This is a genomic window from Deltaproteobacteria bacterium, from assembly GCA_018668695.1.
Taxonomy (GTDB): Bacteria; Myxococcota; XYA12-FULL-58-9; order XYA12-FULL-58-9; family JABJBS01; genus JABJBS01.
In genome coordinates, this window is the sequence record JABJBS010000284.1 from 1 (window position 1) to 21883 (window position 21883).

Here is a 21883-nt window from a genome sequence, read left to right on the forward strand (position 1 = left end):
ATTCCTACGCCTGATCCAACCCAGAAGGAACAACAACCCTAGCAGAGATGGAGAGGAAATGGCAGCACATCCGCCGCCGCGAATCTCAGCACCCAATTCAATCTCTCCGCGGCCATCGTCAAGAGGGTCCAGAGGGTTCGTACCTTGCTCTGTTTCCAGCTTATCACCAAAGCCGCCGCCATCGGAGTCCAAATCTCTAAAATCGGCAACCTCATCAGCCCGGTCACCACTAAACGTAGCATCTGTATTAACCGGCGGGGTTTCCAGATCTGCATCACCGGCCTCTATCGAATCCAGTAACCCATCATCATCGGAGTCTGTATCGAGCGCATCCACCACTCCATCCCCATCAGTATCCGTTGAATCATAGGAAGCGCAGCCAAAAGCATCACTGATGCTCAGCGACTCATCAACGTCTGAAATGGTGTCGCCATCGGAATCGGCTGAGTTTAAATCGTAACCCAAAAGCTCTTCGATGCGGTCATCTATGGTATCTCCATCAGCATCCAATAAGTCATCACAACGGTCGCGTGGATCTGTATCCAAACGAAGCACTTCTTCATCATCGCCGATTCCGCCGCCATCGGTGTCAGATAAACGCGGATCGGTTTCCAGTTCATCAACGACGCCGTTATTGTTCTGGTCCTCACACAAACTCATCGCCATCGATTCAGGGCATCCATCCAATAGATGATCGCCGTCGGTATCTCGGTTCAAGGGATCGGTTTCATTCGGTTCAACGCTGCCATTGCCGTCAAGATCTTCACCCCCGCTGCAGCTAAGCCCATCGGTAACCACAATAGGCCCATCACAGAGACCATCGCGGTCGGTATCGGCATCTCGTCCTGAGGTTTCCGAAGGTGCCAAGCAGCCATCCCCGTTGGCGTCTTCGCTCCCGATACAGATGCCATCTCCCACACCCGGCCCGTCACAGAGTCCATCGCCATCGGTGTCCGCCAATAAAGGGTTGGTCAAAAGAGCCGCCGTGTTCTCTTCACAAGCCTGCGAACGCTGGCCCAATTCAACTCCATCTCCCAAGCCATCGCCATCGGTGTCGCTTAAGCACGGATCCGTTTCAACGCCTGCCTCAACGTTGCCGTCGAGGTTTTGGTCTTCTACACCATCGCTTAAACCATCACCGTCAACATCAGCGTTCAGCGGGTTTAAACACTCACTTAAAAACTCTACACCGTCACCGATTCCGTCATCATCGCTATCGAAGTCTGCTGCACCTGTTCCTGCGCTCTGCTCGTTACCAGCACAGTCTCCGATGGTCAGAGCACCATCACAGAGTCCGTCGTCGTCAGAGTCAAAATCGCAGGGGCTCGTACCTCCACTGCTTTCAGTAATATTTCCCAACCCATCTTCGTCACCATCAAAATCAGCATCCGCCACAGTGGGCTGGGGGCCTAAACCTTGAGCGCATAGATTAAAGTAAGTCCACTCCCAGTCGTCACGTATTCCATCGCCATCGGTATCGGCTAAGTTAGGGTCCGTTTCACCGAGATCCACTAAGCCGTTGGCGTTCGCGTCCTCAACGCCATCGAGTAACCCGTCGGAATCTGTGTCGGGTTCGTTCGAATCGCTCGTCGTAGATGAGTCAGAATCTAAAACAAGCTCTTGGTAGTTAAGCGTACCCGCTACACCCGGCGGTAAATCAGCGTTGAGTTCAGCAACAGCCTCGTTGGTGTAACCTTTTTCAAGCGCGTCGCTTAAACCATCATTATCGGTATCTACTAAAAGTGGATGACTCCAACTGCCGACATATTCATCAGCATCCGGTACACCGTCATCATCCGTATCCATATCAGCTGGATTGGAACGGTAGTATTGGGCGGAATCTCCAATATTCGTCCCAAAAAGTTCTTCACTATCGGATAAGCCATCGCCATCGGTGTCGGCCAGAAGCGGGTTCATAAAAGTTCCGGGGTAATGAACCCAGGCCAGATGCTGCGCCGGCAGATGAGTCTCATAACGCTCCTGCATCTGAGCTCGAATCAGCGGATCAGCAATATCATTGAGAAGAATCTGAACCTGACCAAAATCAAGCCCAAACGTATTTTCGAAGAAGTCGCTGAGACCATCGCCATCGGTATCCAAGACGGCCTCTCTTGTGTCGTAGTAGAATGAAAAATCGAGGATGCCATCGCCATTGGTGTCCTGTAGGCAAGGATCGCTTCTCTCCACAAAGCCAGACGCTGTTTCAACAATTTCGATGCCATCGAGCAATCCATCCCAGTCGCAATCTGGGTCTAATGGACTCGGGCACGTAGCTACGATGTTTCCGTCCACATCATGCGTTAGGCCGTATTCGCTTAAATCACTTAATCCATCATTATCTGAATCAACAACTAGCAAATCTGTACCCAGTGCAGATTCATCTCCGACACAGTCGAGAGCAATAAATGAAGTGCCTGGACCATCACACAATCCATCTAGGTCGGAATCAAAATGACTGGGATCACTTTCGCCTGGGTCCTGGAATCCGTTGCCATTGGTGTCTTCGCCTGCGACACACTGGCCCTCAACCGTTCCAGGGCCATCACATAGGCCATCGAAATCTGAATCAGGTAAAAAGCTATCGGTAAACGTACCCACCCATTCTAATCGGTCAGGAATGCCGTCACCATCGCTGTCATAGAGATCATCCTCACCATTTAAAGGGTCAGTTCCATCCACAATAACTTCAACGTAATCGGAACTTAAACCACCATCTGAATCACGGCGGTTCGGATCGCTCTCACCGGGGTTAATCACACCGTCGGCATTTAAATCTTCACCCGCAACACAAATAGCAGTACTGCCTGGTCCATCGCACAACCCGTCTCCGTCAACATCAGGATTCAAAGGGTCAAGTTCGGCGGTGACTTCAAGGCCATCGGTCAAACCGTCAGCATCACTGTCTGCGTTATTCGGAGCGGTCGCTAACGATTGCTCTGCACTGTTATCAAGTCCATCATCGTCGGGATCATCACTGGGGCCATAAAGCAGTGTGGAGCCAAAATAGGTCAGCTCCCAACTATCATCGAGTGTATCGTTATCGGCGTCCGCTGCTTGCACCGAGGTCGCGAGAGCAACAACGAAAAGCACAACACCGATTTTGTAAAACCATAGACGCATGGCTAAGGCTGCTCCATCCAAACGAGTTCGAGATAAGGTACCTGCTCTGGGCTGCTCGCATCCACACTGTGAAAATCAGCCCTCAAGGCATCTTCCTGAAAAAAGGCTAACCCATGATTCGGCCGACCCGTTTGGGGGTCTCTCATATATTCAACCCAGTCCTGGACTAAAGCGGTTAAGTCAACGCGGCCCAAATCTGTGTCTTGCTCACTTGAATAAACCATCAGTGCGGTTGCGATTTCATCTCGGTCGTCAGTGGATAATCCAGGCTCCCCCCAAGCTGTGCCAATGGAGGCCTCCTGCCAAGTCACTTGCGATGCATCCCACGGTGTATTCATTCCATAAAACCCCAAGGTCTCGCTCACCTCACACTCGGCACATACAGAGCGGCTATAGAAAGCTAAGTTTGCAGAAACAAGCTCTGCACACGGGTGTAAAAGTGCGTCGTTGAATTTCAAGAGCCCCAAGACCCGAGGAAAGAGCAGCAATGACAAGTACGGCGTCGACACAAAGTTCTGCGTTGACAACTGAGCATGCAATACTGTGTCCTCAGCAACATCTGGGTCTAACCGGTAACGCACAGTCACCCGGCCTTCACCATTATCATTAAAAACACTCTCATCGTATACGGCTTCAGGCGCAGGAAACTGGCCACTGGCGTGCAAACACGAGTAAGGCACCCGTGTTACGGTATGTTGCCAAATGGTGGCTGAGACGTTTCCAACTGAATCCACCGCACTGGCCTCTATGGTTAAGGTCTCATTTTGAGACGGCAGATTGAATAACCGAAATACCTCACCCGCTTCATCAGCCACCAAGCGTTCAGCCTCATCTTCTCCAACACGTAGGAGCACGCTCCCAAAAAGCTCGGTCGTGAATGTTAGAGGCAGTGTTGCAAATTTCCAAGACGACGCTGGCATTTCCAGCGGTGCGGGTGGAGCGGGTGCAACAAAATCAAGCTCAATCGCCATGGTGTTTTCTGAGATGTTACCGGCAACATCCACCGCTTGGACCGAAAGCTCAGCCATCGCGTCAATCTCTTGAGACGCGGAATCCGGTGACCAAGTAAACTCGAAATGATTGCCCTCCCAGGTTTCGAGCACACCTAAATCGAACAATTCTTCACCAATACGCAACGAAGCAGAGAGCCAAGCCACCGCGGTCTCTGCATCCGTCACCTCGCCGCCTAAAACCAGTTCTCCACTTTCGTCTAACTGATTTGGCCCGACCAATTCGGGTATCAAATCAAAGACAAGAGCTGGCGCGGTCGCATCGATGAAGTTCCCCGTCGTAAAAGCAACGGAAAAGACCTCTTCAAGCACGCCGCCGTCCTCTCCTGTGACTTCGGTGCTGATAGCCAACACATACTGCTCGCTCTTCTCCAAGACTGCTGATGGCAGCGCAATCCACTTCGAAGAATCGGAAGACGGTTGCAAACTCAGCGCGAGAGGCTCGCCGCCCTGCGCCAACGTTAAGGTTACGCCGCTCAAAGACTCAACCCGTACGTTTTTCGAAAAGCTGAGCGTAATACGCGGCAAGAGAGCAATCTCTGTTGCCCCATCAGCCGGGGTAACACCCGTGACTTCAAGTGGCTCCACCGTGCTGAAGCTGAGTGATAAAGGTTGGCCCAAGGAAATCCCAGCTTGACTCTCCAAGGTCTCAGCAACTTGAAGCGTATAAGTTGAACCTTGAGAAAGAGGCATCTCTGGAGTTACGGTAAATTGTGTTGATGCATCGTTAAGACTGAGTACGACGGCCACCTCTTGCTCGCCAAGCAAGAGAGAGAACTCGGATTCATCGGGTGTGTTCATGGGTTCAGAGAAACTCAGGGTGATATCTGATGTAACTGCGATACCGGTTGCCGACTGAGCCGGTAAAGTCTCAACAAGAGCTGGCCTCGTTGCGTCGGTACAGTAACCCCCATCACAAACCCCCGCTGCGCAATTCGCATCCGACTCACAGGTTTGTAGACAGGTCTCGTTGACCCAAACTTCATTCTGCGCGCACTGCTCATCCGGCGTCTCTTCGCTGGAAGAACAAGCCATGTGGGCCGAGAGAATCAAGCCAATCAGAGCGATTTTCAGGTAAGTGATGTGAAAGTTCATCCTGCCTTTTCCTTTGCCAAGAATGAAAGCTTCATACCCTTGTGCGCTGATTCACGCAAAGCTGTTTAAACACTGATTTGTCCAATTGCTAAAGTCATGGTTTATAGGGGCCGTGAAGAAAACGATGCTCCATCATAAAGGAATTTTCCTCCTCCAACTGGCGATGATCAGCCTAATGGTTACTCTGAACCCTGGCGCAGGGCATGCCATCACAGAAGATGCCGATAATGCCCGAATTCAAGTTAGCCGGTATCAGTGGGATCCAAGCGGAAAAAGTCTTTTAACACCAACGGATACCGCCCTCTTGCGCCATATGGAGCTTTATTTTCAGGGCCAAATTCATTACTTCTCGCGGCCTCTGATTATTGCCAATACGGAGACCGGCGAACGCTACCGCAGCTTGGTTGCCCACCGCGCGGAGGGTGCAGTGAGCCTCTCAATGGGCCTGTTTGAACGTGTAGATGTTGCGCTTATTCAAGCCTTCACTCTAGATCAGCTTGGACGTTTCCCGGGGAGGAAAATGGGTCAAACTGCCTCAGCGGGATTACAAGATACCACCCTTGTTACCCATGTAGGCCTTTTGGCTCGCGAAGAGAACTTGGTCGGAATAAGCGCCCGCGGCGTCCTCACGTTTCCTTCAGGGCAAACCAACGCTTGGATGAGTCATGAAGCTATCACCGCTGGTTTAGACATCCTGCTGGATGGGCAATGGGGCGCGTGGCACACAGGAGCAAGACTTGGCTACCAAGTATTACCCGCCAACGACATTTACGGCCTGGTACAAGATGACCACCTTTCGTTTGCAATATCTGCTGCGTGGCAACCCACCGAAGCATGGCGGACCAGCGTAGAGTTCAATATGGCAACCTTGGCAACTGCTCCCTTTCAGAACTCGTCAGAAGTGTATGGAGAGTATCTCGCAGCACTGGGTTACAAGGTACTGCCCGAACTCGAATTTAAGGCAATGCTTGGTTTAGGCGCACTCCACGGACTGGGGAGCCCTGAGTATCGAGTGGCTTTGGGTTTCGGTTACAGCAATGACTCCCTGGTCGACGATGACCGCGATGGTCTCAACAACCCACAAGATACTTGCCCCAATGACCCCGAAGATATCGACGGCTACGAAGATGAGGACGGCTGCCCAGATCCAGATAACGACGGCGACGGCATTGTCGATTCGAGCGACCCTTGCCCCGGCGAGCCTGAAGATAAAGACGGGTTTCAAGATGAAGACGGGTGCCCAGATCTAGACAATGACGAAGACGGGGTAGTTGATACCGAAGACCAGTGCCTCAACGAGCCTGAAGACAAAGACAGCTTCGAAGACACAGATGGCTGCCCAGACCTTGATAACGACGGCGATGAAATTCTCGACGTAGACGACCAATGCACCTTGGCACCTGAGGACATGGATGAGTTTGAAGACGAGGATGGATGCCCGGAACCCGATAACGACAAAGACGGGCTCCTTGATGCAGACGACAAGTGCCCCAATGAAGCTGAAATTATTAACGGCAATGAAGACGATGATGGGTGCCCCGACGAAGGGGAAGAAACTCTGGTTGTAGAGGGTGACCAAATCGAGGTGAAGCTCGATAAAGTCGTCTTTTTTGAACGCGGCCGAGCGAGGCTTCAACCTAAAGCCCGTGCTGTTTTAGAACAACTGGCCCAGCTCTTAAAAAATCATAAAGAGATTAAGACGTTGCGAATCTTGGGACACACCGACAAACTGGGCTCACGAAAATTAAATGAAAAGCTCGCCCAACGACGAGCCGACTGGATGAAACACCTTTTGGTTAAACTTGGCGTCCCGTCCGGACGCATCGAAGCGCTTGGCAAGGCATGGGATCAGCCCCGCGCAGACAATCAAAGCAACCGAGGAAGAGCTCGAAACCGGCGTGTTGAATTTCAAATCATCCGGTTGGAAAAACCGGGCCCCAACACGCAAGCTAAGCCGAAGGCTCATCCACTATCAAAGCAGTGAGGTGGGCGACACCAACACGCCATCACCATCAACGTATATATAGTGCCCTGGTGTAAATGTTGCGCCGGCAAAAGTAACGGCAATCTCTTTATCACCGCGGCCTTGCTTGATGCTCTTTTTAGGACTGGTTCCCAGCGCATAAACGCCAATGTCGATACCATCAATAACCATCGAGTCTCGAATACTGCCGTAGACTAAAATGCCGGCCCAGCCATTGTCTCGGGCGAGTTCGGCAATGCGGTCTCCAACCAGTGCACAGCGCTTCGAGCCGCCGCCATCCACGACCAGTACCCGGCCCTCGCCTGACTCACTTAAAACTTCACGTACCAAAGTGTTGTCTTCGAAGAGCTTCAGAGTCGCCATGGGGCCCGAGAAGCTTTTTCGCTTCCCAAAGCCTCGAAACATCGATTCGGCGACCACGGTCTGCTCGGGGTTTTCATCTGAGATATCGGCGGTCTGAAATGTATATGCGTCTGCCATCGTTGCTTCTCCAGAGGTTGAAGTCGTTTGGTGTACCCGCTCCAAATCGGCAAATCCAGCCGCTCTAGAACAAAGTTTAAACCCTAGAGAACCATTAATTTTTATTAGCCGGTTAAAAAGTAAAACCAGTGACCAGCCGCCCCTCATGCCAACGTCCAAAGAAAACATATTATTATTAAACACTTAAGGAATCCACCGTGGGTAAACAGCTCAATGGAGCCCCCAAAACGATCACCTGATTTTCACACAACCAAGCCGCATCAACATCGGGCATTGACTTCAAATTTGTAGCCCTATATTGAACTTGATAATGATAACGATTCTCAACATCGATTTAGTAATGGCTTAATGTGGAGTTACACAAGATGAAAACATTGAAAAACTGGAGCATTCTGATTGCTCTCGGCCTTTCTTTTACTCTTGTTGCCTGTGGTGGCGACGATCATGATAACCATGAAGCTCACACGGATGCTGCGGATGCTGCGGATGCAAGTGATGCCTCTGATGCAAGCGATGCTGCTGATGCCCCTGCTTACTCCTATAAAAGTAATATTGAAGACTTTGCCGGCGAAAGCAGCGTATCGTACACCGGTCAGGTTGCACGTCATCTTCTTCTTAATGAAGTAACCAACACCATCGGCGCGATGGATGTGAACACCACCTTTGTTGCTGGCCAGGTCATCGACCTACTCGACAGCTACTACCGCTTTGACAGCGACGTTGTGACCAACCTTCCTTTGACCACAACGACCACACCTGGTGCTGAAGCCAACCTCGAAGACATCTCTACGGGGAAAAAGCTTCAGGACAAAATGGCTGGTGTCGACTCCACTGGTTGGGATGTAACGACTTTCGGTGGCTGGAGCACGCCACTTCCAACGTGGACACGTGATGAAGCTGGTAACCTGCTGATGGGCGCAGATGCAGCTCCTAGCTCACCAAATGCAATGGTTGAATCCATGTTCGCGAGGATTGAAGAACTCGCTCTCGCTCACACTGCGGGCAATGGCCCACAGGATCCTGATGGCAATACCATCACTACCCTCTATGTTGATGCTGATGGCGTTGATTATAAGCAAATGGTTCAAAAGTTCATGGGCATGGCGGTATTCTTCTCACAAGGAACCGGCGATTACCTCTACAAGCTAACAGGTACACTCAATGATGGTGACCCAGCTGACAACACAGAAGCCTACAAGAAGGATGATGCTGGCCTACCAACTGTGGGTTATACAGCAATGGAACACAAGTATGACGAGGGTTACGGTTATTTCGGTGCTGCTCGTCATTACGACCGGTTCACCGACGACGAAATCGCCGGTAAGGGTGGTCGTGAAGACTGGCAAAAATACAATGATGCCGACGGTAATGGGACCATCAGCTTCAAGAGCGAGTATAACTTTGGCCACTCTCAAAATGCAGCAAAGCGTGACCGTGGAACCAAGGACAATGGTGAAGCCGCAACAGACTTCACTGCTGACATCTTTGATGCATTCGTAGCGGGTCGACAAGTTATTGCCGAAGCTGACGGTGAATTAACAGATGGTGAAATTGCTGCTCTCGATGGTCATATCGATACGGTCATCAAAACTTGGGAAAAAGCGATTGCTGCAACCGTTGTTCACTACATTAACGATGTTTTGGCCGACATGGCTGCTCACGGCTCTGACGACTACAGCTTCTACAACCATGCTAAGCATTGGTCAGAACTGAAAGGATTCGCACTGGGTCTTCAGTTCAATCCAAACTCTCCTCTTCACGAAGTTCTCGCCGCGTACTGTTACAACCGTAACGGCATGCACGCGATTGAAGCTGACGTAACTGAAGAAGAATGCCTAGCAAACCAAACAGGTACGTGGAATCCAGAAGAGACAGCCTTCACCAGATTCCACCGACGTGTGGGGGATGCACCGGTTCTGGCCAGTTCATCGGATGGCACCAGCGGTATGGGATATTCCATGTCTTTGACCTCTGCTCGTTCGCTCCTCAAGGATGCTTATGGATTTGCAGATGTGAACGTCCAAGGCTGGTAATTCAGCGTCAAATGGACAATAGATAGTTCAGCCGGCGCCAACCCATTCAAATCGGGTGATGCCGGCTCTCTTGCTTTCGAAAAGAGGAATTTCTGATGTACTTTAAGGCACTTACACCACGCTTGGCTCTATGCCTTGCCCTATTCGGGCTGACCTTTGCGTGCGGCGATGCCTCCGAGGACCACGCAAACGACGATCCTGTAAGTGCAAGTGATCCTTGCGATCCTACAGATACATCTGATGGCAGCGACCCATCAACAACCAGCAACTTCTCCCCCAATGACCTCCTACACCACGTTGGGCATGAAATCATTTTGCCAACCTACGCCGCATTTGAAACCGCAGCCAACGAACTGGTTACCAGCCTTGATGCTTACCTCACAGATCTCGAAGTGGGTAACGACGCGGTGGACTCTCTAGCCCAGGCACGAACAACCTGGTCTTCAACCATGATTGTTTGGCAACAAGCAGAAGTCTATCAGGTTGGACCTTCCGCATCTCGACAGGCACTAGAATTGGCTGTTGGGGCCATGGGACTGCGAAATGAAATCTACTCGTGGCCAACCGTCAACAGCTGCCGTGTAGACCAGGAAATTTTGGAAGCTGCTTATACTAATACCGATTTCTTCGACCAAGAACTCACGAATGTTTATGGCCTTGATGCAGCGGAATATCTTCTATTTTACCATGAAGCAGACAACACGTGCCCTCCTTTGGTCCCTATCAATTCCCAGGGAACCTGGAATCAGGTCTCACAAGAAGACCTGCAGCAAAAGCGGGCTGAATATGTACACGCGGTCGCTACCAATATTCATGACCGAGCCATTGAACTTCACAATGCCTGGAAACCCAATTCAGGTAATTTCGTGAATGACTTCGCCACTGCCGGACAACCTGGCAGCCTCTATGTCACCACAGAAGAAGCACTCAATGACCTGTCTGACGCACTCTTTTATGTTGAGAAAGATGTCAAAGATTTTAAACTGGCCAAACCAGCCGGCATTCTCGGGTGTCAGAATGTCTCATGTCCAAACGATGTAGAAGCACGCTTTAGCCGCGTGTCAAAAGAAAACATCATTGCCAACCTGGAAGCGGCTCAAAAACTATTTCTCGGGGCAGCACCTGGTGAGGATGCTCCAGGCTTCGACGATTTCCTTCGTGAAAAAGACCCCAGTGACATCGCCGACACTATGGGGCAAAACCTTGAACAAGCTATCCAAGCTGCAAAAGAAATGGACGGGACGCTTTACGAAGCTGCCCTGACTCTAACCCGTGAAGAATGCGAAGCGGGTAATGACCCTATTTGCAATACGTACTATACGCTTAAAAATTTCACGGACGATTTAAAGACGCGATTTGTTGAAGTCCTCGAACTTCAACTCCCTCTTGAAGCATCCGGAGATGCTGACTGATCGGATAATGTGCACCATGCGACCAATAAGTCCTAAGCCAATAGCGAGTCTCTTTTTGGGACTCGCTATTCTTCTTCAAGATCCATTAGCCCTCGCAGATGAAGAAGAAACCGAGATTGGCGACGAGCAATCAAACACTGAAGTATCGGAAGAGAATTCAGATATCGAAACCATGGAAGTTACGGCAACCGTCCAAGAGCGGGTTACCGTAGACTTTAAGGCTGGTTTCAAACTGGACAAAGCTGCCCTAGAGACATTCGAATACAATGATATTCATCGAATTCTTGCTGCCGTGCCTGGTGTTTACTTCAGAGAAGAAGATGGCTTCGGTCTTCGCCCCAATATTGGAATGCGCGGAGTTTCTTCCGACCGATCTAAGAAAGTGGTCCTTATGGAAGACAGCGTGCTCTTAGGGCCCGCACCTTATTCTGCACCTGCGGCCTACTACTTTCCTCTTTCTACACGCATGGAATCCATTGAGATTTTTAAGGGACCGGCCATTATTCCCTATGGCCCCAACACGCTTGGGGGAGCGATTAATATGTTTACGGCGCAAATTCCCCAAGAGCGCGTCATGAAAATTGATCTGGAGCTGGGTCAAGACACTTTTGGGAAACTTCATGCTCTGGCTGGCCAAAGTGGTCTCCAATGGGGATGGCTCGCCGAAGCCGTTCATATTGAAACAGACGGCTTTAAAAAAATCGATGGTGGTGGAGATTCAGGCTTCAGTCGCAACGATGTCATGCTCAAAGGCCGCTGGAACTCAGATCCTGGCGGTGAGTTCTACCACCAAGTCGACCTCAAACTAGGCTATGGTGATGAAACATCACACGAGACTTATCTTGGACTCAGCATGGATGACTTTTTAGAGAAACCGTTTCGACGATACAGAGCAAGTTACGACGATACGATGAGGTGGAAACGGACCCAGGTTCAAATCGATTATACTCTTGAAGTTGATGAATCGATGCAGTTCAAGCTGACCGTATACAGACACGATTTCAACCGCACCTGGCGAAAGCTCAATGCATTCTGGGGACCAAACCGTATGCTTGTTCCGGGCGATGCAAATTATGGAACCCGTAGCCTACAGCTCTCTCAAATCCTCTCACGGCCTGATGATTACCCTGGCTACATGGATGTCCTTCGCGGAGACACGGATACAGGAAACATCGACCTCGCGACTCCTGGCAACCCATGGGAGAATTCAGACCTCCTTCTCATGGGAACCAATAAGCGCAATTTTTTATCGCAAGGCGTTCAACTCGCCGGGCATGTTCAGCTCCTACTTGGAGAGGTTGAACAAGATATTCGATTTGGCCTTCGTTACCATTATGACACGGTTACACGGAATCAGATTGAAACCCCGTATGCCATGCAAAGTGGTGAACTCCAGTCAGTGAATATGGAAGACCACCCCTACACCCAAAATACAGACCAAGCCGATGCTTTAGCTCTCTATCTCTATGATGAAATTCGCTGGAAACGACTCACCGTAAACCCCGGGTTTCGTGTAGAGTGGATTCGTAACAGCCGAGTAGACCGCCTCGCGGAGACATTTGGAAAAACTGATAACATCATTGCTCTACCCGGGCTCGGTATAAACTATGAAATCATCGACCACCTCAATTTGAAGCTGGGTGTTCACCAAGGCTTTAGCCCCGTGTCACCGGGGCAATCAGAGGGAACAAGCCCTGGTAAAAGTATGCAATATGAGGCTGGAGCCAGTTACGAGCACACTTGGTTTAGAATTGAAGCGACCGGGTTTTTCAATGACTACTCAAACTTGGTTGGCCAATCGGGTATGTCTGGTGGAGCCACTGCTGCCAATGCCGACCTACAATTCAATACGGGTTCTGCCAATATTGGTGGCCTGGAATTGCTGGGTACCATCCACGCAGACCTTCCCTTCAGCTTAACCATGCCCTTCAACGTTGCGTATACCTTCACCGACGCACGTTTTGTGGAGCCTACTGAAAACGCAGACCCACTCTACGGCGGCGCAGAAGAAGGTGACTACATTCCCTACCTGCCGGTGCATCAAGCGCAAGTATCTGTTGGGCTGAGTCATCCAGATTTCAACCTAACAATCGCCGGTAAGTATCAAAGCGCCATGCGCGACGAGCCCGGCCAAGGTCCCCTGGATAACGTCCTAACTACAGATGCCCACTTTGTGGTTGATCTAGCAGGCAGCTATCGTCTAACAGAAAGCCTTGCCATTTATGGTAAAATAGACAACGTGACGCGTGAAAAATACATTGTCTCGCATCGTCCCTACGGAACCCGGCCCGGTAAGCCAATGCGTATGTTTGCAGGACTCAAAGTGGAGATGTAATGACCTCGGTGGAGCAAATACTTAGCGCGCTTGTTACGCCGCTAGAGTATCTAGCCAGCCCCGATAAAAGGGTTTTCTGGCCATGGCTCTTAACCGCCACCTTACTTGCTCTCTGGGTCTACAAAAAATCGAAATCCCCATCACGCAGCTTTCTCAAATACCTTTTTGGTCGCAACGTATGGCTAAGCAAATCAGCCTTCCTCGATTACCAAATGTCTGTGACCAATGGCGTCATTAAGGTTTTCTTCAACGCTTCAGCCTTATTACCAATGGCTGCTGTTGCCGCCTTGTTCTCAACCATTCTGGACTGGACCGTCACCGCTCCCGACTTGAACCTATCGAGAACCGTCACGACAACCAGCTACACCGCAGCACTCTTCATTTTCGGAGACTTAAGCCGTTACCTCCTCCACCGCCTGATGCACGCTGTTCCGGCTCTCTGGAACTTCCACCAAATTCATCACAGTGCCACTGTGCTCAACCCATTTACAGTTTACCGAGTGCACCCATTTGAGAGTTTACTTTTCGGCCTTCGACGGAGCCTGTCCACCGGTTTGGTGACGGGAATATTCATTTGGCTCTTCGGCACGGCGCTCAACGGCTACGACATTCTGGGCGTAAACGCTATCGGACTGGTCTTCAACGCATTTGGTTCCAACTTGCGTCACTCCCACGTCTGGCTCTCCTACGGCACGGCGCTTGAAAATATTTTTCTTAGTCCAGCTCAACACCAAATTCACCACAGCGTAAAAGCCGAACACTACAACAAGAATTTTGGCACATACTTGAGCTTGTGGGACAAACTGGGTCGGTCATGGTTGGAAGCTGGCTCTGAGAAAAACCTTGAATTCGGGCTGGGCCCTTCGAGTCCAACGCCAAGTCATGGTCTCCTAAGTGCTTTATGGGCTCCTTTTGCCCAGTTGCTCAAGACTCGATAAAAACTTCCGCTCACATCTTTTGCCCTCAGTGGTCACGCGGGTTATCGTTTGATCCATGCATTGCAGCGATTACAAAATACTCATCGTTGACGACAGCCGAAATATCCGAAAAGTATTTAGGGATATTCTCGAAAAAGTCGGCTACCAAGTTTTCGAGGCGGAAGGTGGCACAGACGCGATAAAATTTCTCGCAGCCGACACCGTCCACTTAATTCTTCTTGATATGGTCATGCCAGAGATGAATGGCCCGAGATTTCTGTCTCACCTGCGCCAGATGAAGAACGAAACCCCGGTTATCTTAATCACGGGCGTCACCCAAACCCAGGCCTTGGCAGAATGCATGCAGTTTGGCGTGCGCGAAATGGTCGTAAAACCAACCACGCCTGAAAACCTATGCGAAAAAGTAAGCAAAGAGCTGCACTTCAACGAGCCCGAGGGAACATTTGAAGATGAGGGTGAGGACCAAGGTGATTATCACCTTTGCCTTCTCTACTCCGACAAACTCGAGGTGAATCAAATGCTTGAAGCACTGGTTCCCGGCAACGTGAGCGTTGAGCAATGCCCAGATCGAAACACACTGGATGCCACATTCGAAGTCGCTGAATTCGGAAGTATAATCGTTGATGCGCAAACCGCCGGCAAAGCACTTAATCGAATCGCTGTGATCTCAAGAGACATACAAACCGAAACGCCCCTTTACGTCATCTTTGACGGTAACGAGAACGAACCCGGCCATCAGGCCGTAAAAAATGGTTATGATGGGTATTTGAAACTGCCGCTGGACCGCGAGCAACTCAATAGGCTCTTTAGCTCGAACCTTGAACATAGAAAACTATGCACCGTTGATGACTTCGTTCTCAAAGTAGAGACTGGCCTGCCTGGCCAAGAGCTCACAGAGAACTACCGTACAGAACTGCTCAAGCAATTAGAAGACGGCATCAAGCACATCGAAGACCAACACTTCGACTACGTCGTACTTTGCTTCGACAATGCACCGCATCCAGCATCACTGCTCAATTGCATTGTATCAGCTCAGCGCGCTGCCAAAGATTTAGGGCTGGCTTTTGCTTTGGCCGGCTCTAGCGAGCTTAAAGATAAACTCCGCCACTTTGACCAAACTCGTCAGATACCGTTCTTTCCATCCGTAAAAGACGCAGTTGTCACGATGGAAAATGAACTGGGCTAGCCCAGGGGTGTTATTTCGCAGCGGCTTTTCGAACCACTGGATGAACACTCATTTTGATTGGGGGTTTCTTACTCTCTCCCAACTTTTCACGGTCGGTGCGAGGTCGAACTTTTCTGGCAATTCTTGTATCGATTTTATTTTTTATCATTATTCTTCACTTACAACTTTTATTGAAACACAGAACCACTCTGTGCCGCGCAGCTAACAATTCGGTCTGACAGTTTTAGGCTTGGATTGTCCAGAAGATTCGAGTTCGATGGGTTCTAATTCTACTAAAATGCCTAAAAAACGTTCGTATGGATTTTCAAAGTCTTATTTTTCCTTGGTTTCCTTGCTTAACTTGAAGGTCTCTTGACTACATCTGATTACAGATACCGACAATAAATTTGTTCGCGATTTTTCTGATCATTTAAGACTAAACTCATAATTTACTGTTTTTATTCATTTATTTAAATTTCACCTCATTTTAAATTGAAGGCAAACTAACTTTCCTCAATTTAGTTGTGCACAATACAATTGACCATCAGCCATCCGTTCGGTAGACCCGTTTCATCTCAATCCCCAGAGAACCCCAAAAGGAGCGCGCAATGTCAGTAGACATCAACACCATCGAGAACGTCCGACGTTTTGAAAATTTTACGAAGGACGACATGCAGGGATTCTGCATGGACAAGACTCACGCCGTTTATCCCCACGACCAAATTTACGGAAAATACTGCACCCTCGAAGAATACGTGGACTGCCCACCAGAAGAAGCCTTCAAGTATTTGTCCAACCCATACAACTTGGCTGAGTGGACCTACAGCATGCGCAACTTCGGCGAGATGGACGAGACCGGATTGGTTATGTCTCTTGACCGCATTGGTGGCGAAACAGAAATTTACACCCGCACAACCGTGAATGCTGAAGCCATGACCGTAGACTACCACTGCGCCTGGGATCAGGGCGATAAGCTTTGGATGATCTACTTGATGCGCGTCATCGATGCACAGGTCGTGTTTAATAAGCCTGGTTCAGTCATTCTTTGGACCAACTGCCGACATCCCTACTACGACGCGAATCCATTCCCAGAAGCGGCACCCGCTGACCGTAAGGTTTGGGTCGGTGATATGTGGCCGTTTTTCTACGCTGGTCACCACGTGGAAATGCAAAATTTAAAAAGCATTTTGGAATACCGTCATGCCAACAACCTACCTATCTGCCCTGAATCCATTCCTGGAGAAGCGGCATGAGTCACGTAGGTTTAGAAGCAACTGCAAGCTATCTTCCAGAAACAGTCATCGATAACAGTTTCTTTTCTGACGGTGAAAAATCATCTCACCCGATGTTTAAAGGAGCTCGCGAGCGACGCCATGTCTCGGCCGAGGATACATCCGTAAACATGATCGAGAAGGCTGTTACAAAGCTTGCCGACCAAACAGGCCGTGACCTTAGTAAAGATGTCGATATTCTTCTTACAAACGTAACTTGTCTGGATATCCCATTTACCGGCAGTGGTGCCTCTGTCGCACATAAGCTGGGCCTAAAGCCCAAATGGATTCTAGACGTCCACAACACGGGCTGCGTCTCTTTCATCTACATGATGGAGATTGCACAAAAGCTGATGGCAGATGGCGAAGCTAAGACAGCACTGATCTGCAACGTGCAAAATGCGGCAGGCCGAGTCTTTAATCATCCCGACAATCGCAAGCGTCCCCAATCTGCAATCCCCGGTGACGGCTGCGGCGTAGGGCTTTTGGTTAAGGATGGTAAAAACCCGATTAAGAGTATCATTTCGAAAAACTTTGGCGCCTACGCTGACGATATGCAGGTTACCAATGAAAAAGGTGAAAATTGGTGGGACCCTCGCGAGCAGTCCCTCTACATCGATTTCTCGGAAGACCGAATCGGCAGCATCGTTGCCCGCGGAAACCGGTTGGTACCCGAGGTCATGTACGACGCATTAAAGCAGGCCGGTATCAAATCTGAAGATGTTGATACAATGATTACCAATCAGCCAAACCCTATCTTTCTTCGCAATTGGCGAGAAGCATTGCTCCTCCCGAAAGAAAAGCAGGTTGAGAGCTACGAAGAACATGGCAACCTTTTTGGTGCAGCCATCCCAATCAATATTGAACGCGCAATGAATGATGAAGCCAGAAGCCCCGAGGGTGGATACCTCGCGCTGGGTGGATTCTCGCATGCAGGCGACTACGCTGCTGCCGCTGTTGTTCAATTTGACCAAAATTAAGAAGTAAAAATTATGAAACTAGTAGATGCACTTGTAACGACCTTGAGAGACTGGAACCTCGAATACATTTTTGGTGTAAGCGGGGCGAATATTGAGCACCTTCATGACTCTGTTCATCGCCTTGGCGATGGTAAGCTTGAAGCAGTCCTCACCAAAAGCGAAGTTGGCGCCGCGTTCATGGCTGATGCCAGAGCTAGAGTGCACGGTACGCTTGGCGTATGCTGTTCCACTTCAGGTGGGGGCATGATGAACTTGGCTGTAGGAATCGCAGAATCCTACGCCGAGTCGGTTCCTGTTTTGGCACTCGTTGGTCAAACCGCAACGAACTTTGATGGTCGTGGAGGATTTCAAGACTCATCCGGGCTGGGCCGTACGGTTCATGCGACCGCGATGTGGCAAAGCATGAGCAAGTATACAGCCCGCGTAGATGACCCCAATCTTTTTTGGAGTCACCTTGAGAATGCCGTTCGTCAAAGTCTATCAGGAAGACGTGGACCATCGGTCTTACTCTTCCCACGTGACATCTACGATTTAGAGGTCGGTCCGCGACCAGAAGATTTCCCAACCAATCTCCATGAACTGATGGCACCCGAGTTCACAGTTGAAGCCTCAGAGCTGAAGGACTTTCTCGAAACCATCCGTAACGCGAAGAATCCTGTCATGATGATTGGCACCGGCGTTTCGCGATGCAACTCTCCAGAGCACGTTATTCAGTTTGCCATGGAAGCTGGAATCCCTGTGGTTACAACCATGGGCAACACCGGTGCTTTTCCCCATGAGCATGAGCTCTTTTTAGGTGCTGTCGGTGTCGCCGGCCATCCCTCGGCCCACCATTATCTCAATGAGGAAACCGACCTTCTGATAGCTGTTGGTACAGGTCTCAACATCATGACTCGTGGTCCTCTTGAGAAATGCCTCACGCACTCAAAGGTCATTGGCGTCAACTTAGACCCATTTGAAATTAAAGGTGCAGTGCCGAACGCACAAGTCATTCAAAGTGATGCGGGAGAAGTTTTCCGTCACATGAGAGATCTGTTCTACAAGCACAGCTTCCATCACGGAAAACCCGACGACTACCTCCTGCGTCGTTTCGTTCCTCAATTCGCGGATGCGGAAACTGAAGAAGCCGTACCTGAGTCTGCTCTTTTGCAAAGTCAGGCTATTTCACTCATTCAAGATTACCTGCCCGAAAATGGCAATGTTCTCTTCGACGCAGGTAACTGCGCAGCGACAAGCATGCACCATCTGAAGATTCCAGAGAATGCCTCGACGACGATAGCACTTGGCATGGGCGGAATGGGTTATGCCATTGCCGCTGCTTGCGGAGCACAGCTGGGTCAAAAGGATACTCGCAGCATGGTTCTATGCGGCGATGGAGCGTTTTTAATGCTTGGTTTTGAGATCCACACGGCTGTGGAACTTGGACTGCCGATCTTGTTCGTAGTGTTTAACAATCAAAAACATGGCATGTGTGTAACCCGCCAAGAAATTTTCTTTGAAGGTCGCAAAACCTGCACGGATTACGGTCAACTCAATGTTGAGAGCATTGCACGCGGGCTTGGTCCAGAACAAAGCCTTTGGACGGGACAAGCCTCAACTCAAGACGAACTCAGTGCTCTACTTGAAGAGTACCATCAAGGGTTTGCTCAAGGACCAGGCGTTTTGGAATTACATCTTCCCTACGAAGAAGTACCTCCGTTTACTCCATTCCTCGACAAGGGAGCCGAAACTTACGTGGTACCCACGCCGCTTAATAAAGAGGCGAAGCTTGCGCTAGAAGATGCAGCTTGAAAACTCAAAAAAAACGGCTATTAGAGGCAATTGTTCTTCCCAAGGGTGGTGAAACCGATAGAATCAAGGTAGGGGCGACCACTATGGATGACAAAGACTTTGAGGTCTTACACCTAAACAATCAAATCTGCTTTCCTATCTACGCGGCATCTCGTCTCGTCATGCAGGCCTACAGGCCCCTTCTCGCTTCACTTGGCCTCACTTACCCCCAGTACCTTGTTATGATGGTGTTGTGGGAAACCGATGCCAGAACCGTGCGTGAACTTGGAGAGCGTCTCTACCTCGACTCCGGTACTCTAACTCCCCTGCTCAAGCGGCTTGAAAAACAAGGGTTGCTGACCCGCAACCGACGTAAAGAGGATGACCGAACAGTCGAAAATCATCTCACACAAGCCGGGCGAGATCTTCAAAAGCTTGCGGTCGACATTCCCGACGAGCTAGTCTGCAGTGCTGAATTGGATAGAGATGAACTGGGCCAACTCCAGTCTAAACTCAATGACCTCTTAGATAAGCTTCTTCATTATCACGGCATCAAAGAGTCAACGACCCATGAGACCAAAACAGAATAGCAGGAGACGAAGTGCGGCGAGCACCATTCACATTCTGGCTATCCTTCTTGTGGGTCATCTGTGTTCATTTGGGCTTTCAGGCCGAAGTGAAAGCCGCAGCCCCGTCTGTCGTTGAAGGAACCATTGATGTTCAAAACTGGGATCCAAGTCGCGATGGCGCCCTGGGCTTGAACGGCGAGTGGGGATTCTTCTGGAACGAACTGGTCAGCCCAGAGACAGCACCCACTCGATTTTCTACTGCACCCACGATTCGTGTTCCCGGAGGCTGGAACACCTTAACCACCAGTGATGGTGTTAAGCCGGCAACCCATGGGCACGCTACCTACATCGTAAAAGTCACAGGTCTCAGTCACCTCCCTGCTGATGAACCTCTGGGGATGGTCCTTCCCCCTATCGCAACCACCTTTAAAGCCTGGTGGATTACAGGCTCGCAGGCAGAAGACATCGAATTGATTAGCCAGCGCGGCATTCTTAACCTTGAAAAACCGATCCCTCAATGGTCACCGGAGATGGCTAAATTACCCACTACCAGAGGTGATTCGGCATTTTTAGTCATTCAAGTGGTCAACCATCATTTTTGGCTTGGGGGCATTTTTTATCCGGCAGTAAGCATCCACAACCACGTCACACTCAACCGTTGGTTCGATGGCATGAGCTTCTTATCGATGCTCGTTCTCGGTTTCATCTTCATGATGGCTTTCTATCACTTCGGGCTTTTCTTACTAAGACGCCAAGACCGTGCCAGCCTTCTCTTCTCGTTATTTTGCGCGGTCATGTTCATTCAGTCTATTTCCTACCGGCATTGGCTTACGATTATCTGGCTACATGAGCCCACGGAATTCAACTTCCTTCTAGAACTATTTATGATGTCTATCGGGGCATACTTCGGCACCGGCCTCTTCGTGACCTTCGTTTCACACCTCTTCCCTGACGAGTTCCCCAAATGGTTCTCAAAAATCGTTTGGGCGATTTGCCTCATCCTTGTAGGTCTTAACCTCATCATGGGACCAGCCCAAGGTTCCGAGCTCACACCCGCATTTCTAATTCTCATCGGTATCGTGGGCCTGCCTGTTGTTTATTTTCTGGTTCGCGCAACACTCGCGAAACGTCTGGGCGCGGGATGGGTACTCGGTGGATTCTTTGCGATGTTGGCCGGCACCCTGCACGACGTGTTGTCCGCCCAACAACTTTGGAACGGTAATCTTATCCTCACACCGTTTGGTCTCTTGGGATTTTTCTTCGCCCAAAGCGTTATCCTCTCGAAGCGTAACGCCATCGCTCACGCCCAAGCTGAGCACCTCAGTGAAAACTTACAATCCGAAGTTGACCAGCGAACCTCTGAGCTTGAGAGCAAAACACTTGAAGCTCAAGAGGCAACTCAAGTAGCCCTAGCAGCGCAGCAAGATCTGGAAGAAGCAAACCGGCAACTTCTAAAAATTGATCAACAAAAAACGTCATTCTTTCAGAGCATCTCTCACGAGCTTCGAACCCCTCTGACTCTCATTCTTGGACCACTCGAAGAGCAGCTCCGGTCGGACATCAACAATTCGAATGTCCAAACAGCGGTTAAAAACGCACGAAGACTTTTAAAGCTGGTCAACCAGTTACTCGACTTTCAAAAAATTCAAGCTGGGCGTAAGACGTACGACTTAACCCCCATCGACCTGGGGCGCTTTCTCCAAAACTGCCAGAGCTACGTA

Annotated in this window: 14 protein-coding genes; 11 read left to right on the plus strand and 3 right to left on the minus strand. The window is 50.0% G+C overall.

Features of this window, described 5'->3' with window-relative positions; all coding sequences use genetic code 11:
- Together HOK28_15135 and HOK28_15140 are read right to left on the minus strand one after the other, a co-directional pair.
- Window positions 1–3120 (minus strand): hypothetical protein (locus tag HOK28_15135; protein MBT6434431.1); only part of this gene is annotated, 3120 nt, incomplete at its 3' end.
- A gap of 2 nt (window positions 3121–3122) precedes the next feature.
- Entirely contained in the window at window positions 3123–5225 is a 2103-nt protein-coding gene (locus HOK28_15140; protein ID MBT6434432.1) for an Ig-like domain-containing protein, read from the minus strand.
- Window positions 5226–5349: 124 nt separating this feature from the next.
- Between HOK28_15140 and HOK28_15145 the strand changes: the two genes are divergently transcribed.
- Window positions 5350–7209, plus strand: a complete 1860-nt coding sequence (locus HOK28_15145; protein ID MBT6434433.1) for an OmpA family protein — start codon at window positions 5350–5352, stop codon at window positions 7207–7209.
- On the opposite strand, the gene rraA is transcribed toward HOK28_15145, so the two are convergent.
- A complete protein-coding gene (gene rraA / locus HOK28_15150) occupies window positions 7198–7689 on the minus strand; it encodes a ribonuclease E activity regulator RraA (GenBank protein ID MBT6434434.1) in 492 nt (163 codons plus the stop codon). The genes HOK28_15145 and rraA overlap by 12 nt on opposite strands.
- 365 nt (window positions 7690–8054) lie before the next feature.
- Between rraA and HOK28_15155 the strand changes: the two genes are divergently transcribed.
- The 10 genes from HOK28_15155 to HOK28_15200 all read left to right on the plus strand — a co-directional run.
- On the plus strand, window positions 8055–9722 hold the full coding sequence (locus tag HOK28_15155; GenBank protein MBT6434435.1) for a DUF4856 domain-containing protein: 1668 nt from the start codon (window positions 8055–8057) through the stop codon (window positions 9720–9722).
- A gap of 95 nt (window positions 9723–9817) precedes the next feature.
- A complete protein-coding gene (locus HOK28_15160; GenBank protein ID MBT6434436.1) occupies window positions 9818–11134 on the plus strand; it encodes an imelysin family protein in 1317 nt (438 codons plus the stop codon).
- A 16-nt stretch (window positions 11135–11150) separates the two neighbouring features.
- Complete coding sequence (locus HOK28_15165) at window positions 11151–13469, plus strand: TonB-dependent receptor (GenBank protein ID MBT6434437.1); 2319 nt, start codon at window positions 11151–11153, stop codon at window positions 13467–13469.
- A complete protein-coding gene (locus tag HOK28_15170; protein ID MBT6434438.1) occupies window positions 13469–14407 on the plus strand; it encodes a sterol desaturase family protein in 939 nt (312 codons plus the stop codon). The genes HOK28_15165 and HOK28_15170 overlap by 1 nt, the downstream gene beginning before the upstream one ends.
- A gap of 55 nt (window positions 14408–14462) precedes the next feature.
- Window positions 14463–15593 carry a response regulator gene (locus tag HOK28_15175; protein ID MBT6434439.1) on the plus strand — a complete coding sequence of 377 codons (1131 nt, stop codon included), beginning with the start codon at window positions 14463–14465 and terminating at the stop codon, window positions 15591–15593.
- Between the two features lie 587 nt (window positions 15594–16180).
- Window positions 16181–16825: an SRPBCC family protein gene (locus tag HOK28_15180; protein ID MBT6434440.1), complete on the plus strand. Its 645-nt coding sequence runs from the start codon at window positions 16181–16183 to the stop codon at window positions 16823–16825.
- Window positions 16822–17823 (plus strand): 3-oxoacyl-ACP synthase, encoded by a 1002-nt coding sequence (locus HOK28_15185; GenBank protein ID MBT6434441.1) that lies wholly within the window; start codon window positions 16822–16824, stop codon window positions 17821–17823. Before HOK28_15180 ends, HOK28_15185 begins: the two co-directional genes overlap by 4 nt.
- Before the next feature lie 12 nt (window positions 17824–17835).
- Window positions 17836–19614, plus strand: coding sequence for a thiamine pyrophosphate-binding protein (locus tag HOK28_15190; GenBank protein ID MBT6434442.1), 1779 nt, complete (start codon window positions 17836–17838; stop codon window positions 19612–19614).
- 83 nt (window positions 19615–19697) lie between these two features.
- On the plus strand, window positions 19698–20183 hold the full coding sequence (locus HOK28_15195) for a MarR family transcriptional regulator (GenBank protein MBT6434443.1): 486 nt from the start codon (window positions 19698–19700) through the stop codon (window positions 20181–20183).
- An 11-nt stretch (window positions 20184–20194) separates the two neighbouring features.
- The coding region (locus tag HOK28_15200) for a hypothetical protein (protein ID MBT6434444.1) at window positions 20195–21883 on the plus strand (1689 nt) is incomplete at its 3' end.

Bases quoted from the DNA above. Each gene is read 5' to 3' on its own strand.
- HOK28_15140 (MBT6434432.1), bottom strand. From the start codon at position 5,225: ATGAACTTTCACATCACTTACCTGAAAATCGCTCTGATTGGCTTGATT.
- HOK28_15145 (MBT6434433.1), top strand. From the start codon at position 5,350: ATGCTCCATCATAAAGGAATTTTCCTCCTCCAACTGGCGATGATCAGC.
- rraA (MBT6434434.1), bottom strand. From the start codon at position 7,689: ATGGCAGACGCATATACATTTCAGACCGCCGATATCTCAGATGAAAAC.
- HOK28_15155 (MBT6434435.1), top strand. From the start codon at position 8,055: ATGAAAACATTGAAAAACTGGAGCATTCTGATTGCTCTCGGCCTTTCT.
- HOK28_15160 (MBT6434436.1), top strand. From the start codon at position 9,818: ATGTACTTTAAGGCACTTACACCACGCTTGGCTCTATGCCTTGCCCTA.
- HOK28_15165 (MBT6434437.1), top strand. From the start codon at position 11,151: ATGCGACCAATAAGTCCTAAGCCAATAGCGAGTCTCTTTTTGGGACTC.
- HOK28_15170 (MBT6434438.1), top strand. From the start codon at position 13,469: ATGACCTCGGTGGAGCAAATACTTAGCGCGCTTGTTACGCCGCTAGAG.
- HOK28_15175 (MBT6434439.1), top strand. From the start codon at position 14,463: ATGCATTGCAGCGATTACAAAATACTCATCGTTGACGACAGCCGAAAT.
- HOK28_15180 (MBT6434440.1), top strand. From the start codon at position 16,181: ATGTCAGTAGACATCAACACCATCGAGAACGTCCGACGTTTTGAAAAT.
- HOK28_15185 (MBT6434441.1), top strand. From the start codon at position 16,822: ATGAGTCACGTAGGTTTAGAAGCAACTGCAAGCTATCTTCCAGAAACA.
- HOK28_15190 (MBT6434442.1), top strand. From the start codon at position 17,836: ATGAAACTAGTAGATGCACTTGTAACGACCTTGAGAGACTGGAACCTC.
- HOK28_15195 (MBT6434443.1), top strand. From the start codon at position 19,698: ATGGATGACAAAGACTTTGAGGTCTTACACCTAAACAATCAAATCTGC.